The sequence below is a fragment of the Pantoea sp. genome (assembly GCF_039594315.1).
Taxonomy (GTDB): domain Bacteria; phylum Pseudomonadota; class Gammaproteobacteria; order Enterobacterales; family Enterobacteriaceae; genus Pantoea.
Genome location: NZ_JBCNNP010000005.1, coordinates 99,632 through 115,657, shown reverse-complemented (window position 1 = coordinate 115,657; position 16,026 = coordinate 99,632). Strand labels below are relative to the sequence as shown.

Genomic DNA, 16,026 nt, shown 5'->3' with positions numbered 1-16,026 from the left:
TTTGTTATGCCTCAATGTCGGGCGCAGCAGGTTGCGCCCGTGGCATTACTGAAAATCTTCTGCATCCACGTCGTAACCCGACGGCTCCCAGCGAATCGCCAGCAGCGCCAGCAAACCGATTAATGGCGCGAGAAAAATCACCCAGAACACGCCGGTGCCAAACGCTGCGACTAACAGCGGGAAAGCGAACAGCGACACGGTAGAACTGCCGCGCATCAGCGTTTGGTTGAAGCCGACGCCCACGCCGCGCAGTGAAGCCGGATAGCTGAGCGAGGCAAATGTCATGGTGTGTGAACCCGGACCAAAGCCCTGGCCGAACAGGAACAGCGCTAGCATGGCAATCGCGATTGCCGCTTGTTCGCCACCTTCAGGACGACCAATCAGCGCCAGTCCCAGCAGCGCCACGCACTGGCAGGCATAACCGGTCACCGACATCTTCCACGCGCCAAGACGCGGCACCAAACGCACTGCCAGCAAGCCACCGACAAACGCGAACAGCAGATTCAGCGCCAGCGACACCAAAATGGTGGTCAGCATCGATTGGGCAAAGAAGCTGGAAATAATCACCGGCAGGCCAAACGCCACCGCGTTATAGGCAAATGCCGAGGCGATGGAGGTCACCGTCGCCAGAAGGGTACGGCGGCGATAAACCCCTTGCAGCAGCGCACCGTAGTTACGCCAACTGGCTTTACGCACCGCTTTTTGTGGCGTGAGATCGGCGTCATCCGCCACCTGGGCATTGATGTTATAAGAGTTGCGCAGAATCTCTGCCGCAGCGGTCAGATTGCCTTGATTGGCCGCCCAGATCGGCGATTCGCTCATGTAACGGCTACGAATCGCGATGATCAGCAGCGCGGGCACCGCGCCAAAGCCGAGAATCAAACGCCACAGCCAATCGGTATGGGTTTCCGGCAATACCGCGTACAACAACAGTACCAGCAGATAGGAGATGCTGATCGCCGCGTACCACGTTGGGCACCACATCGCCACGCTGGCCGCCTTGTTACCTTGCCCGCGCAGTTTTGAGAATTCGGCGAGGAACGCCATCGCCACCGGCAAATCAATGCCGACGCCAAGTCCCATTACAAAGCGCGCGCCTGCCAGCACATACTCGTTGGGCGCAAACGCACAGGCCAGCGCTGCTACCACAAAGAAGAACATGTCGGCCATGAAGACGCGATAGCGACCTATTTTGTCGGTGAGATAACCGCCAATCAGCGCACCAACAATCGCGCCAAAGGTAATCGCCGAAGCCACCATCCCGGTACCGGCGGGCGTGAGTTGGAACTCGCGCGTCACATCTTTGATACCAAACGCCAGTGCGCCAAGATCGTAGGCGTCGAGAAACACGCCGCCCAGCGCGATAGCGATGACGATGCGCGCGTTGCTGCGCGATTCGTCGCTGTTATTAACCAGGCTTGAAACGTCGGATGCGCTGCGGATCCATTTCGTCTCACCGGTGGGTCTATTCCCTGCCTGCGCCACGTGCGCCGGAGAAGCAATGTCTGTCATGATGTTATGTTTATTTTTGTAAAGAGTGGGACTGCGAGCATAAGCCAGCGCAGCGGCATTAAAAATTCAATCTGGTTATAAGTGCTGCGATTTGGTTATAACCGATGCGATTTCGATAGCAAAAAAAGCACGAAGTAAGTGGCTTGACCGCGCCCATCCTGATTCGCCAGGCTACGCTTGATAGTCACACAATGAAAACAACGCAGAGGAAAGCGCGATGATTAAGCAGGGTTTATTGGCGATGGTGGCACTGGCAATCAGCGTGGGTTCAGCGCAAGCCGCTGACCCGGTGAAGGTCGGTTCCAAAATTGATACCGAAGGTTCTCTACTGGGAAATATTATTCTGCAAGTGCTGGATAAACACGGGGTGAAAACCGTCAACAAAATCCAGCTAGGGACCACGCAAGTGGTGCGCGGCGCGATCACCGCCGGGGAACTGGATATCTATCCCGAATACACCGGCAACGGTGCGTTTTTCTTTAACGATGAGAAAGACAGCGCGTGGAAAAATGCCGATCAAGGCTACCAGAAAGTGAAAAAGCTCGATGCCGAGAAAAATCACCTGGTATGGCTGACGCCTGCGCCAGCCAATAACACCTGGACCATTGCGGTGCGTGGCGACGTGGCGCAGAAAAACGACCTCAACTCGCTCGACGATCTCAGCGCCTACCTGAAAAAAGGCGGCACCTTCAAGTTGGCGGCGTCGGCGGAATTTATCGAACGCAGCGATGCGTTACCGGCGTTTGAGAAAGCCTACAGCTTCAAGCTGGAGCAATCGCAGCTGCTGTCGTTGGCCGGTGGTGACACCGCGGTGACCATCAAAGCGGCGGCGCAGCAAACTTCTGGCGTCAATGCGGCGATGGCGTATGGCACCGATGGCCCGGTGGCGGCGCTCGGCCTGCAAACCTTGAGCGATCCGAAAGGTGTGCAGCCGATTTATGCGCCAACGCCGGTGATCCGTGACAGCGTGCTCAAGCAATATCCTGATATCGGCAACTGGTTGCAGCCGGTGTTCAGCAAGCTGGATGAGAAAACCTTGCAACAGCTGAACGCGCAAATCGCGGTAGAAGGTCAGGATGCCAGCCAGGTGGCGAAACAGTGGTTACAGCAGAATAAGTTGCTGTAAACGGTGTCGTTGTTATTCAGACCACGCCAGCAGCCGGTGCTGCTGGTGTTAACTGCGTTGATCACCTTAGCGCTGTTTGCCTTGCCGCTGTTGAGCTTTGCCGCCAATCGACTGGTCTCTGGCCAACCGTTGGGATTTTGGCAGGTTGCGAACAGCGCGCTGTTGCTGATTCCGCTGTTATGGCTGTGGCAAACCTTATGGTGGCCCACGCGCCGCCTCAGCGCATGGATGCAGTTGTGCGGTGCAGAAGTACTGTTGGCGCTGCTGTTTTGGCTGGCAGGGCAACATGCCACTGAACTGGCAAATAATGGCAGCCCGCTGGCGCGTACCGCGTTTGGTAGCGGTTTGTGGTGTGCCGCCGGATTAGCGCTGTTGTTGGCGGCGGAAGCGGTGCGCCAAATCACCCGCAGCACGCCGTGGCGCATTTTACTCAATCTGCAAATCTGGCTGCTGCCGCTGATCTTGCTGCTGAGCGGTCACCTCGATCGCCTCTCTCTGCTGAAAGAATATGCCAACCGCACGGCGGTGTTTAATGCGGCGTTCAGCCAGCATCTGCTGCTGCTTGGTGGCACGTTACTGCCGACGTTGCTGATTGGTTTTCCGCTCGGTCTGGCAATTGCCCGGCGTCCACGCTGGCAAAGTGCGGCGTTCAGCGTGCTCAACCTGATTCAAACCGTGCCGTCGGTGGCGCTGTTTGGCTTGTTGATTGCGCCGCTGGCGGGATTGGCGGCGCATTTTCCGCAGTTGGGACGTTGGGGGATTAGCGGCATCGGCATCGCACCGGCGTTAATTGCGCTGGTGCTGTATGCATTGTTGCCGCTGGTGCGTAGCGTGGTGGCCGGTTTACAGCAGGTGCCGCAGGAATTGCGCGAGACCGCACGTGGAATGGGAATGAGCGCGTGGCAGCAATTCTGGCACGCCGAACTGCCGCTGGCGCTGCCGGTGTGGCTTTCCGGGCTGCGCGTGGTGGTGGTGCAAACCGTGGGGCTGGCGGTGGTTGCCGCCTTGATTGGTGCCGGAGGTTTTGGCGCCATTGTATTTCAGGGATTGCTCAGCAGCGCGCTGGATTTGGTGCTGCTCGGCGTGATTCCGGTGGTCGCGCTGGCGGTGATTGCGGATGCGCTGTTGCGTTTACTGTCGGCTTTGCTGGAGAGACAACATGATTGAATTTCACCAGGTGAGCAAAGCGTTTGCCGGAAAAGAAGCGATTCGCAATTTATCGCTGAAGATTGAGAAGGGCAGTTTCACCGTGCTGATTGGTACTTCCGGTTCGGGCAAATCCACTACTTTGAAAATGATTAACCGCTTGGTGGAGCACGACAGCGGCGAAATCCGCTTTGCCGGTGAAGCGATTGAACGCATGGATGCGCGCGCGTTACGTCGCCGTATCGGTTACGCCATTCAGTCGATTGGCTTGTTCCCGCACTGGAACGTGGCAAAAAACATCGCCACCGTGCCGTCGTTGCTCGGCTGGCCGCAGGCGAAAATTCAGCAACGGGTAGACGAGCTGTTGGCGCTGCTCAATCTCGATAGCCAACTTGCCACGCGCATGCCGCATCAGTTGTCCGGCGGCCAGCAGCAGCGTGTTGGCGTGGCGCGTGCGCTGGCGGCCGATCCCGAATTGCTGTTAATGGACGAACCCTTTGGCGCGCTCGATCCGGTCAATCGCCTGGCGCTGCAACAGGAAATGCTGCGCATCCAGAAAATGTCCGGCCGCACCGTGGTGCTGGTGACGCATGACATTGATGAAGCGTTAACCCTCGCTGATCAACTGGTGTTGATGGATGGCGGTGAAATCGTGCAGCAGGGCAAACCGATTGATCTGCTGACGCAACCGGCCAACGACTTCGCGCGCGAGTTCTTTGGTCGCAGCGAATTGGGGGTGCGCTTGCTGGCATTGGGGCGCGCGGGCAGTGCTGCGCGCCGCGGTGAATGGCTGGATGCCGAACCCATCGCCGCCAATCTGACATTACGTGAAGCGCTGTCGCAATTTATTGCGCGCCGCACCGATAAATTGCCGGTGGTCGATCAGCAACAGCAGCCGCTTGGCGTGTTGCATTTCAGCGATCTGTTGCGTCAGCGGGAGGCGAGTTGATGCGGCTGTTACGCGATCCGCTGTATTGGCTGTTGGCGGCGTTTTTACTGTTGTTATGGGGCTTACCGCACAGCGGGCCGCTGTTTGCGCACTGGTTTCCGCAACTGGAACGCCCGCTGTATCAGCAGGAAAGTTTCTGGCAATTGGCTCTCGCGCATCTGGCGTTGGTGGTGAGCGGCAGCGCGCTGGCGCTGATTGTCGGCGTCGGCTGCGCAGTGTTTGCTACGCGCCATGCCGGACGCGCGTTTCGTCCGTTACTGGAAACCGTTGCGGCGGCAGGGCAAACTTTTCCGCCGGTGGCAGTGTTGGCGATTGCGGTTCCGGTGATGGGATTTGGTGCGATGCCCGCAGTCATGGCGCTGTTTATCTACGGTTTGCTACCGATTTTGCAGGGCACATTAGCGGGATTGGATAGCGTGCCGGCCAGCAACCGCGAAATCGCGGTCGGCCTCGGCATGGGGCCGTGGCGGCGTTTGTGGCAAATTGAGTTGGCGCTGGCGGCACCGGTGATTATGGCAGGCGTGCGCACATCGGTGATGATCAACATTGGCACCGCCACCATCGCCTCGACGGTTGGTGCAGAGAGCTTGGGATCGCCGGTGATTATCGGTTTGAGCGGCTTTAACACCGCTTACGTGATTCAGGGGGCATTGCTGGTGGCGCTGCTGGCGTTGATATGCGATCGCTTACTCGAACGCGTGCAGCGCAAACTTAGTTGGTATGCACAATAAGGCTGTAACCGACCAGCATCATGCCGCCCATCCCGCCAATTGCCATCACGGCAAACAGGGAACCGACCAGCAGTTTATTCCAGTTCATAAGCAGACCTGAGAAAAGACATTGAGGACGGCATAATAACGCGCACACTGCGCCAGGCAAAGGCCGTGTGTGCGATTTTTACTTATGCCGGATCGTGCAGATGAATGGCAAAACCTTGCGCCTGCCAGTGTTCAAACTGCTCAACCTGGCGACGTGTCGGCTTTTTACCGGTCCAGATAAACAGGTTTTGTCCGGGGAACAATTCCGGGCGCGGCATATCCAGCGGTTCCGCTAACACATCCATGCGCCAACCCAACTGCGACAAGCGCCAGGCTTCCAGCCAGATGCGGGTGCGATCTTCTACCGCCCAGCCAATCATCAGCGCATCCTTGCCCGCTTTTTTACGCGCGCCGGTCAGGCAAAATGCCACGTAATCGATCAACGCGCCGTCGAGCAAGCTACACATGGTACGTGCGGTATTCTGATCTAAGCCCAGACGCTGGCGAACCGGCACGAACACGTGATCGATCAGCGCATCAACCGGATGTTCGCGGCCGATAGTGGCAATCTGGGCGCGCAATTTCGCCGGACGAACGTGACGCAGCACGCTCATCAACTCTTCCTGCAACGCGGTCCAGCCGTCGTGCACATTGACGGTTGCGCCTTCCAGCAGCGCTTTTACTTTGCCTACCGGCACACCGCTCTCTATCCAGCGCTTAATCTCTTCGATGCGCTGAACATCTTCGTCATCAAATTGCCGATGACCACCTTCGGTACGCTGGGGCTTTAACAGACCATAACGTCGCTGCCATGCGCGAAGCGTTACGGGGTTGATGCCACAGCGTTCGGCAACGTCCCCGATACTGTATAAGGCCATACTGTCCTCAAAAATACTGACCTGCATAACAACACCTTAACCGTCACGCTTGGGTTGTACAACGATTTTTTAATTGTACAACTTGACCGCGAATTCGATTTAAGGTCTTATCTCATATGTGAGATTTATTTCCCATAAATGAGAGGTTAGAATGTCTGCTCTGGATACTGACGATCGCTTAGCAGCGCGACTGGCCGAATTACGCGTACAACGCGGTTGGTCATTGGATGAGTTGGCGATGGCGACCGGCATCAGTCGGGCTTCATTGTCGCGCATTGAACGCGCCGAAACTAGCCCCACAGCCGCTTTGCTTAACCGCCTGTGTGTGGCCTACGGTTTGACCATGTCGCGCCTGCTGAGCGAGGTGGAAGAAGAGGCGGTATTGCTGTTAAAAGCCGAGCAGCAGCCGGTGTGGCACGACGAAACCAGCGGTTTTCAGCGCCGAAACATTTCGCCGCCTGCCACGCATTTCAGAGCCGAGATGATCGAAGGTGTGCTTTGTCCGGGCGCGCGCATTGATTACGATGCGCCGCCGGTGCAGGGCTTGGAGCAGCACATTTGGCTGCAATCGGGCGAACTGACCATCAGCATGGATAACCAGCGCTGGACGCTGCAAGCTGGCGATTGCCTGCGCTTTCATCTTACCGGCAAATCGGCGTTTGCCGCGCATCCGGTCGGCGGGGCGCGTTACATTTTAGTGGTGTGCAAACCATGATCGAAATTGAACAGCTCAGCGCCACGCAGGCGCAACCGTTGTTAGCGGCGTTGTGTGATGTGTTACAGGATTGCGTCGCCGACGGTGCCAGCGTTGGCTTTATTGATGCTGCCGATCGCGCTGCTATTGAGCGATTCTGGCAGGATAAGATTTACAGCCTGGCGAGCGGCGATAATCAGTTGTTGGTGGCGTATCAGCAGGGCGTAATTGTGGCAACGGTGATGGTCGGGTTTAGCGCCATGCCAAACGGACGCCATCGCGCCGAGATCAGCAAGTTGCTGGTGCAGCCGCGCGCGCGACGTCAAGGGATTGCGCGCCGTTTGATGCAGCAAGCCGAGCAGCTGGCGCAACAGCAGGGCAAAACCTTGCTAGTGCTGGACACGCGCAGCGGCGATGTGGCAACGGATCTTTATTTGTCGCTGGATTGGCAGATAGCCGGTTCGATTCCGTTGTATGCCGAGTCAGTGGAAGGTGTGCTGGATGCGACAACGGTGATGTATAAGGTGTTGGGGTGATCGAGCGCGCTTGATGGATGGTGCGCGCTGTCCCTCATCCCGGCCTTCTCCCACAAGTGGGAGAAGGAGATGTGCTACATCTGAGTTCAGAAGTAGCAGCACGCTCGATCAGTTCCCTCTCCCGCTTGCGGGAGAGGGTTAGGGTGAGGGACAGCGAGCACCTACTAAAAACAGCGAGCACCATTCTCAGCCCGCACCAAATCAGTGCGCCGCATCAATCTCTGGAATCGCCAGCGCCTGCATAAACAGCCGGATTATCGGATTTATTTTGCGTCCCTTTTTCATCAGCAAGCAAAATGGGTTTTCACGACGAATCGATTCATCACCCAATTCGCACAGTTGCCCACGGGCAATAAACGCAGCGGCATAATGTTCCGGTAAATAACCAATAAAGTGGCCGGTTAAAATCAACATGGCAACCGATTCAACTTGTACCGCTTGCGCACCGCTGTCCTGCAACGGAATGATGCGGCGATCGTCGCGCGGCGTCACATATAAATGATTAATAATTTTCTGCTCACGTAATTTTTCCAGCGATATATGTTTATCACTTGAGCCAGAATATAAAGGATGTGACATGGAGCAATATAATTTCGAATATTCTTTATATAATGGGAAGTAATCGAAATCACTTTTCATTTCATATACCGGTGCAACACCGCAATGAAAACGGCCTTCGCTAATGCCGCGTTCAATATCATCTAACTGGGCCGTTTGTAATCGAATTTGTACCTTTGGCGCTTTCTGGTGCAGCTGTTGCACCGCGGCGGTGACCGGCGATTGCGGATCGGAAATGGTGTTATCCACCACGCAAATGGCAATCTCGCCCAGCAACTCGTTGCGACTGTTGTGCAGTCGCTCACGAAACAGATTCAGCGATACGAACAGTTCCAGCGTGGCCTGATAGACGTTAATGCCGTATTGCGTCAGCTCAAACCCTTCGCGGCCACGGCTGCATAATGTCATGCCGAGACGAATTTCCAAATCGGAAACCTGTTTACTGATCGCCGCCAAACCAATATTTAATTCGTGACTGGCGGCAGTTAATCCCCCGGCTTCAACCACGCATTTAAATACTCGCAGTAATTTTAAATCGATATTACTCAGCGCCAGAACCGCATTATCGCTGCGATTATTTGCATTGTTTCCGGACTGGGAAACTTTACTTTCCATTTTTGCTATTCAACTCCGGAATAATTGCGGTGAAAGTACAGTGAACCTGAAATGCGATTTATTTACCAATAAAATAATTTTTTATTATCTAAATTAACGCATCCATATCTTTTTCTTATCCATGATTATCTGTAAGGGGAAATAGCATGTCTGATAATGCCGAACTGTTATGGGGCGCGCGTTTTAAAGCCGCACCCGCAGCGAGTTTAACCGCGCTGTCGCGTAGCCCGGATTATTACTTTGCCCTCGCTCCTTACGATCTGGCCGGTTGCCGGGCGCATGCGCGTGAACTGGCGCGTGGCGACCTGCTGAGCACGGAAGAACTGAATACCATGCTGGCAGCGATTGATGCGCTGGACGCCGATTATCGCGCCGGTAACCTGCATCCGATTGCCGCAGATGAAGATGTGCATACCTTTATCGAACGTGCGCTGACCGAACGGTTAGGACCGCTGGGCGGCAAGCTGCGCGCCGGACGTTCGCGCAATGACCAAACCGTCAACGATCTGCGCCTTTACCTACGCGATAACGGTCGCAAAGTGGTCAGCGCGCTGCTGGCGTTGCAACAATCTTTGGTGGAACAAGCGGCACTGCACACCGAAAGCGTGGCACCGGGCTTTACCCATTTGCAGCAAGCGCAGCCGATTGTGTTTGGTCATCAACTGCTGGCGCATGCGCAATCGTTCTCGCGTGATATCGAACGCATGCAGGATTGGGATCGTCGCAGCGCGCGTTGCCCACTCGGCGCCGCCGCCATGGCCGGTTCGGCGATTGCACGCCAGCCGGAACAAGCCGCTGCCGATCTGGCGTATCTGGCGCCGTGCGAAAACTCCATCGATGCGGTTGCCAGCCGCGATTACGCCGCCGAATTCCTGTTCGTCACCAGCATGATGGGTATCAACCTGTCGCGCCTGTGCGAAGAAGTGTGCATGTGGGCCTCGCGCCAGTTCCGCTGGGTTGAGCTGCACGACAGCTACGCCACCGGCAGCTCGATCATGCCACAGAAGAAAAACCCCGATATCGCTGAACTGACGCGCGGTCGCTCTGGCCGTTTGGTCGGCAACCTGATGGCGCTGCTCACCACCATGAAAGCCATGCCGCTCTCATACAACCGCGATCTCAGCGACGACAAACGCAACGTGATTGATGCGGTCGATACGCTGTTGCTGGTGCTGCCAGCGATGGCGGGCATGATGGCGACGCTGAAGTTCAATACCGAAGTGATGCGCGACCAGGCGCCAGACGGCTTCACGCTGGCGACCGAAGTGGCCGACTGGCTGGCGATGCGCGGTGTGCCGTTCCGTGAAGCCCATGAAATCACCGGTCAACTGGTGCAACTGTGCGAACAAGAAAACTGCGGCTTGTCGGATCTCAGCGATGCGCAATTGCAGGCGGTGGATGCACGTTTAACGCCAGACGTGCGCAGTGCCTTAACGCTGGAAGCCGCACTGGCGGCACGCAGCGGTTATGGCGGCACCGCACCGGCACGGGTGCGCGAGCAGTTGGCGCGTCTGCAAACGGTGATGCAGGACCAGCAGCGCTGGACTGACGATTACGCTGGCCCACGCGCCTGAGGAGTCCGCTATGTCGCAATCAACGCCGATTGAGCCGAACTTGAACAATAGCCGCGAACAGATGCATTACGATCTCGATCGTTATCAGGTGGTACCGCGCCGCTACTATGGCCGCATCACCGCCTCGGCGGTGATTCTGGTGCTGCTGGCGCTGCTGGTGAACGCCTTTGCCCACGGCAATATTGAATGGTCGTTTGTCGGCCAGTTCTTTACCGCCCAAGCGATTCTCAACGGCGTGGTGAATACGCTGATCATGTCGGTGCTGGCGATGGCGCTGGGCATTCTGTTCGGCGTGATCACCGCCATCATGTATATGTCACCCAATCCAGTGCTGCACTATATCGCGGTGGGTTACGCGTGGATCTTCCGTGGCACGCCGCTGATTTTGCAGCTGTTGCTGTGGTTCAACCTTGCGCTGGTGTTTCCCACCATCAGCATTCCCGGCGTGTTCAGTGTGCAAACCGTCACCATCATGACGCCGTTCCTCGCCGCGCTGCTGGGTTTGAGCATCAATCAGGGCGCGTACACCTCAGAAGTGGTGCGCGCCGGGTTGTTGTCGGTGGATACCGGACAATATGAAGCGGCGAAAGCCATCGGCATGCCGCGCTTGCAGGCGCTGCACCGCATCATTTTGCCGCAGGCGATGCGCGTGATTCTGCCGCCGGTTGGCAACGAATTCATCAGCATGATCAAAACCACCAGTCTCGCCAGCATGATTCAGTACTCCGAACTGCTCTACAACACGCAAACCATCTACTTCGCCAACGCGCGCGTGATGGAACTGCTGTTCGTGGCCGGTATTTGGTACTTGATTGTGGTCACGCTGCTGTCGTTTGGACAGAGCCGACTGGAACGCTACTTCTCTCGCGGCCATCGCCAGCGTCAGTAATCGGGGAGCCAACCATGAGAAACATCGTGCGCGCCGTCAAGGTGAACAAATATTTCGACCAGTTTCATGCGCTGAAAGACGTCAGTCTCGAAGTCAATTACGGCGAGGTGATGTGCATCCTCGGCCCATCAGGCTCCGGTAAAAGCACCTTTTTGCGCTGCATTAACCAGTTGGAAAAGGTCGATCAGGGCGGGATTTGGGTCGACAACGAACTGGCGGGTTATCGCATCGCCGGTAACAAATTGCACGCGCTGAGCGACAAGCAGATTGCCCGTCAGCGCCTGCAAACCGGCATGGTTTTCCAACGCTTTAACCTGTTCCCACATAAAACCGCGCTGGAGAACATCATCGAAGGGCCGTGCCGCGTGCTGTTACGCCCGAGACGTGAAGCCAGCGAAGAAGCGATGGCGCTGCTGGATCGCGTCGGTCTGGCGCATAAAGCGCACGACTATCCGCAATCGCTGTCGGGCGGCCAGCAGCAACGCGTGGCGATTGCCCGTGCGCTAGCGATGAAACCGAAACTAATGCTGTTCGACGAACCGACTTCGGCGCTCGATCCGGAGATGGTCGGTGAAGTGCTGGCGGTGATGCGCCAGCTGGCAAAAGAGGGCACCACCATGCTGGTTGTCACCCATGAAATGGGCTTTGCCCGTGAAGTGGCGAATCAGGTGGTGTTTATGGACGAGGGACGCATCATCGAGCAGGGCGCACCGGAAGACATTCTGCTGAACCCGCAAAATCCACGGATGAAAAACTTTATTAACGCGATTCTTCTTTAACGTGACCGGGGTGAATATGAAAAAGCTGTTATTGAGTGCCATCAGTGCCGCCGTGCTGCTGCAATCTTCTGCCTGGGCAGATATCGCTGTGCCAGCCGCCATCAAAGAGAAAGGGCTGACTGTCGCGATCATGCCGAACTATCCGCCAATGGATTTTAAAGATCCCGCCACTAACCAACTGACTGGCGTGGATTACGATCTCGGCCAGGCGATTGGCGAGAAGCTGGGTGTGAAGATCAACTGGCAGGAAATTGCCTTTGAGCAGATGGTGAACGCCGTGGTGACCAAGCGCGTTGATCTGGTGATGTCCGGCATGACCGACACCAAAGAGCGTCAGCAAGTAGTGAACTTCATCGACTACTTCAAAACCGGCCCGCAGTTCTACACCTTAACCTCGCGCAGCGACATCAAAACCGCGCTGGATCTGTGCGGCAAGAAAGTCGGTACCAGCCGTCGCACCACCTTCCCGGCAGAAATTGCCAACTGGTCGAAAGCGCATTGTGAAGCCGCAGGCAAACCGGCCATCGTAGTGGTCGGCGCGGAAGGGACCGCCGATGCGCGTACTCAGCTGCGTCAAAACCGTCTGGATGGCGCGGTACAGGGCAGCGAAACCCTGCCGTACATCATGAATCTGGAAAAAGACAAATATAAGCCGCTCGATAAAGCCTTCTCGTTCCAGTACACCGGCATGGCGATTGGCAAAGATGCTGGTGAGTTGACCACCGCGATTCAGGCGGCGCTGGATGCGATGATCGCTGACGGCAGCTACCAGAAAATCCTCAGCAAATGGGGCCTGACGGACAACGGCGTGGCGAAAACCACCACCAACCAAGGCTAAGGAGCGCAGATGCAACAACCGGGCGCAGTGCACTGGCCGCAGGGTAAACGCGGCTGTATGGCGCTGGCGTTTGACCTCGACGGTCCCACCGGCGATGCCATGTTGAATGGCAGCCTGTGGTCAACGCCAGAGTATTTCACCTTTGGGGCTTACGGGCCGTACCGCGCGCTCGGGCGTTTGCTGGACTTGCTGCGCGCCTTTGATCTGCCCGCCACCTTTTTCGTTCCGGCGTGGGTGGTGGAGCAGTGGCCGCAACAGTGCCAGGCGATTATCGAACAGGGCCACGAAGTGGCCTATCACGGTTATCGCCATGAATCTTTTTTCGCTATTCCGCCAGAAGAACAGCGTGCGGTGATGGCGAAATCGGCCGAGATTTTCCACAACCTGCTCGGCATTACCGCTTGCGGATTTCGCACGCCGTCGGGCGACTGGCACGCCGAAACGCCACAGATCCTGCGTGATGCGGGCGTAATTTACTCCAGCAGCATGCGCGGTGATGACCGCCCGTACAGCATTCCGGTGGCCGGACATACGCCGCTGGTGGAGATCCCCGGCAAGTGGGAAATGGATGATTACGCGTCGCTGGCTTATACGCGCCAACCGGATTTCCCAAAAGGCGGCGATCGCATCGCCAGTTATGCACACACGCGTGATAACTGGCAGCGCGAGTTCGATGGCGCCATGGATGAAGGTGTGTGTTTGACCACGCTGTTCCATCCGAAAATCTCCGGCCAACCGGGGCGCATTTTGTTGCTTGAACAGCTGTTTGAACACATGACGGCGCGCGATGACGTGTGGTTTGCGCGTTGCGATGCGGTGGCAAACTGGTATTTGCAGGAGCAACAGCATGACTGAATCTTCACGCTGGCCGCTGGGCTTCCAGTCGGCGGCGATCCTCACCATCGACTTTAACGATATCCACGGCATTCTCACTCAAGCACCAGCGGTGGCGGGACGCGACAAAACCTTGTCAGTGTGGCGCTACGGTACGCTGCGCGGCGTTGATCGTTTATTGGCGCTGCTGGCGGAAAAGCAGCTCAAAGCCAGCTGGTGCATGCCAGCGATTGTCGCCGATGAGCAGCCGGAACTGGTGCGGCGCATTGTCGCCGACGGCCATGAAATCGTCTGTAGCGGTGACAAGCATGAAGATTTCTCCACGCTGACGCTGGAGCAACAGATTGCCAGCGTCACGCGCGGCTGCGACAAACTGGCACAAATTGCCGGTCGAAAAATTGTGGGCTTCCGTACGCCCGCCGGGCAGTGGAAACCGGGCTTAGCCCAGGGGTTGCTTGCGCTCGGTATTCAGTGGTCATCCAGCTGGCGCGGCGACGATTTGCCCTATTTTCATCCCGGCACACGCTTAGTCGAATTGCCAATGCACTACACGCTGGAAGATGAGCCGTACTTTGCCTTTAACCTCAGCCCGGCGATCCCACCGGGACAATCACGCATTGCGCCGTATGCAGAAACGCTGGCCAATATGACGCAGGATTTCCACGGGTTCCACCGTTTCGGCTTGTGCTATTTATTGCGCCTGCACCCGGAAATCATCGGCACCGCCGGTCGTATCGGCCTGTTGCGCTCACTGCTGGAAACGCTGCAACAGCACAATGTGTGGATCGCCACCGCCGAGCAGGCAGCAGCGCATTGGCAGACGCAGCCGGATAACGATATTTCCCATCCGGCAGAAGTGTTCACCCGCATTGTTGGAGGTGCAAATGGCGAGCTCGCTTGATCAACTGGCGGCGTTTATCGCCGAAACACGCTTCGAACAACTGCCCGAAGCGCTGGTGGAGCAGGCGAAACGCCATTTCCTCGATACGCTGGGCGCCTCACTGGCGGGCTGCGATAGCCCGATCTGGCGTGAATGTTTGGCGCTGATCGAAGAAGAGGGTGGACGTGAACTGTCGCAGGTGTGGGGCAGCGCGCAGCAGGTCAATCCACGTCAGGCGGCGTGGCTGAACGGCGTGGCCGCGCACATGTATGAATTGGACGATACCGGCGGCTGCGATCACTCTGGCGCGGTAGTGATTCCGGCGCTGCTGGCGGCGCTGCCGCTGGCGACGCAGCCGGTCGATGGCCAGGCGCTGCTGGTGGCGATGGTGATCGGTTATGACGTTGGTCGCCGGGTGCTGGAAGCCTGCGGCGGCTATTCAGCGCACAATGGTGCAGGTTGGCACTCGACCGCCAGCTGCGGCGTATTTGGCGCGGCGGCGGCAGTGTGTTCGTTGTTGCAGTTAGATCGTGCGCAGTGCGCCTCGGCATTGGGCATCGCCGCCAGTTTCAGTGGCGGTTTGTGGGGATTTATCCACGACGGCTCGCACACCAAAAAACTGCATGCGGCGCGCGCCGCTGAAGGTGGCGTGCAAGCAGCATTGCTGGCACAGCGCGGCATCAGCGGGCCTTCTGCGGTGTTCGAAGCACGTTGGGGCGGTTTCCTGCAAACGTTGGCACCTGAAACCCAACAGCCGCAGGCGCTGACCGCCGATCTCGGTGAAGTATGGAAACTGGCGCGCTGCTCGATCAAACCGTACGCCTCATGTCGCGGCACCCACGCGGCAATTGATGCGCTGAGCATGATGTTGCAACAACATGCTGTGCGTGCGGAACAGGTGGCGCGCATTGTGGTTGGCGTGAATCCATTCCTGCTGGAGATGTGCGGTGGCCGCGAGTTGCATAGTTTAGCGGCGGCGCAGATGAGTTTGCCGTATGCGCTGGCGGCGCGCGTGCTGTATGGCTCGGCGGAGTTGGCGAGCTACGATGATGCCAAACGGCTGCATCCAGCGGTTGAAGCGTTGCTGGCGCATATCGAATTGGTGGTTGATGAACAGCAAAGTCGCGATGATGAGCCGTGGGTGCGGCTGGAAACCGTGCAAGGCGCGCAGTGGCAACAGCATGTGCCGATTGCTTCGGGCGCGCCGGCTAATCCGTTGAGTCTGGAGGCTTTGCTGTCGAAGTACCGCAGTTTAGCGGCGCGCGCGTTGCCGATGGAGCAGGTTGAGCGGCTCGAAGCGGTGTGTCTGGAGCTGGATGAAGTGGCGGATGTGCGTGAAGTGGTGATATTGCTAGCGGTTGGGTAGGTGCTCGCTTTCCCTCACCCTAACCCTCTCCCACAAGTGGGAGAGGGGACTGATCGAGCAAATACGCAACTCCGTCTTCCATATGGCACCTCTC

The 16,026-nt window shown here is 57.2% G+C and carries 16 protein-coding genes; 13 read left to right on the top strand and 3 right to left on the bottom strand.

Annotation, left to right across the window (positions count from 1 at the left end; genetic code table 11):
* Positions 1-45: 45 nt before the first annotated feature.
* Positions 46-1,512 carry an MFS transporter gene (locus ABDW13_RS05885; RefSeq protein WP_343551521.1) on the bottom strand — a complete coding sequence of 489 codons (1,467 nt, stop codon included), beginning with the start codon at positions 1,510-1,512 and terminating at the stop codon, positions 46-48.
* Between the two features lie 217 nt (positions 1,513-1,729).
* Between ABDW13_RS05885 and ABDW13_RS05880 the strand changes: the two genes are divergently transcribed.
* From ABDW13_RS05880 to ABDW13_RS05865, 4 genes are read left to right on the top strand one after another with little or no spacing between them, the layout of a single operon-like run.
* Entirely contained in the window at positions 1,730-2,638 is a 909-nt protein-coding gene (locus ABDW13_RS05880; protein ID WP_343551520.1) for an ABC transporter substrate-binding protein, read from the top strand.
* Between the two features lie 3 nt (positions 2,639-2,641).
* Positions 2,642-3,805: an ABC transporter permease gene (locus ABDW13_RS05875; RefSeq protein WP_343551519.1), complete on the top strand. Its 1,164-nt coding sequence runs from the start codon at positions 2,642-2,644 to the stop codon at positions 3,803-3,805.
* Positions 3,798-4,733 carry an ABC transporter ATP-binding protein gene (locus ABDW13_RS05870; protein WP_343551517.1) on the top strand — a complete coding sequence of 312 codons (936 nt, stop codon included), beginning with the start codon at positions 3,798-3,800 and terminating at the stop codon, positions 4,731-4,733. The genes ABDW13_RS05875 and ABDW13_RS05870 overlap by 8 nt, the downstream gene beginning before the upstream one ends.
* Entirely contained in the window at positions 4,733-5,464 is a 732-nt protein-coding gene (locus ABDW13_RS05865) for an ABC transporter permease (RefSeq protein ID WP_343551516.1), read from the top strand. Before ABDW13_RS05870 ends, ABDW13_RS05865 begins: the two co-directional genes overlap by 1 nt.
* Before the next feature lie 170 nt (positions 5,465-5,634).
* On the opposite strand, the gene ABDW13_RS05860 is transcribed toward ABDW13_RS05865, so the two are convergent.
* Positions 5,635-6,369, bottom strand: coding sequence for a MerR family transcriptional regulator (locus ABDW13_RS05860; protein WP_343551574.1), 735 nt, complete (start codon positions 6,367-6,369; stop codon positions 5,635-5,637).
* Positions 6,370-6,520: 151 nt separating this feature from the next.
* Between ABDW13_RS05860 and ABDW13_RS05855 the strand changes: the two genes are divergently transcribed.
* Both ABDW13_RS05855 and ABDW13_RS05850 read left to right on the top strand, forming a co-directional pair.
* Complete coding sequence (locus ABDW13_RS05855) at positions 6,521-7,084, top strand: XRE family transcriptional regulator (protein WP_343551515.1); 564 nt, start codon at positions 6,521-6,523, stop codon at positions 7,082-7,084.
* Complete coding sequence (locus tag ABDW13_RS05850; protein ID WP_343551514.1) at positions 7,081-7,599, top strand: GNAT family N-acetyltransferase; 519 nt, start codon at positions 7,081-7,083, stop codon at positions 7,597-7,599. Before ABDW13_RS05855 ends, ABDW13_RS05850 begins: the two co-directional genes overlap by 4 nt.
* A gap of 201 nt (positions 7,600-7,800) precedes the next feature.
* On the opposite strand, the gene ABDW13_RS05845 is transcribed toward ABDW13_RS05850, so the two are convergent.
* Entirely contained in the window at positions 7,801-8,772 is a 972-nt protein-coding gene (locus ABDW13_RS05845) for a LysR family transcriptional regulator (protein ID WP_343551513.1), read from the bottom strand.
* Between the two features lie 146 nt (positions 8,773-8,918).
* Here ABDW13_RS05845 and argH point away from each other — a divergent pair, with 146 nt between their 5' ends.
* From argH to ABDW13_RS05810, 7 genes are read left to right on the top strand one after another with little or no spacing between them, the layout of a single operon-like run.
* Positions 8,919-10,346 (top strand): argininosuccinate lyase, encoded by a 1,428-nt coding sequence (argH, locus tag ABDW13_RS05840; RefSeq protein WP_343551512.1) that lies wholly within the window; start codon positions 8,919-8,921, stop codon positions 10,344-10,346.
* 10 nt (positions 10,347-10,356) lie between these two features.
* Complete coding sequence (locus ABDW13_RS05835) at positions 10,357-11,235, top strand: amino acid ABC transporter permease (RefSeq protein WP_343551511.1); 879 nt, start codon at positions 10,357-10,359, stop codon at positions 11,233-11,235.
* A gap of 14 nt (positions 11,236-11,249) precedes the next feature.
* Positions 11,250-12,014: an amino acid ABC transporter ATP-binding protein gene (locus tag ABDW13_RS05830; RefSeq protein ID WP_343551510.1), complete on the top strand. Its 765-nt coding sequence runs from the start codon at positions 11,250-11,252 to the stop codon at positions 12,012-12,014.
* 16 nt (positions 12,015-12,030) lie between these two features.
* The gene (locus ABDW13_RS05825) at positions 12,031-12,852 is read left to right on the top strand and encodes an ABC transporter substrate-binding protein (protein ID WP_343551509.1); all 822 of its coding nucleotides are present in this window, start codon (positions 12,031-12,033) and stop codon (positions 12,850-12,852) included.
* 9 nt (positions 12,853-12,861) lie between these two features.
* On the top strand, positions 12,862-13,707 hold the full coding sequence (locus ABDW13_RS05820; protein ID WP_343551508.1) for a polysaccharide deacetylase: 846 nt from the start codon (positions 12,862-12,864) through the stop codon (positions 13,705-13,707).
* Positions 13,700-14,587 (top strand): polysaccharide deacetylase, encoded by an 888-nt coding sequence (locus tag ABDW13_RS05815; RefSeq protein ID WP_343551507.1) that lies wholly within the window; start codon positions 13,700-13,702, stop codon positions 14,585-14,587. The genes ABDW13_RS05820 and ABDW13_RS05815 overlap by 8 nt, the downstream gene beginning before the upstream one ends.
* Positions 14,571-15,932, top strand: coding sequence for an MmgE/PrpD family protein (locus ABDW13_RS05810; protein WP_343551505.1), 1,362 nt, complete (start codon positions 14,571-14,573; stop codon positions 15,930-15,932). The genes ABDW13_RS05815 and ABDW13_RS05810 overlap by 17 nt, the downstream gene beginning before the upstream one ends.
* Positions 15,933-16,026 lie beyond the last annotated feature (94 nt).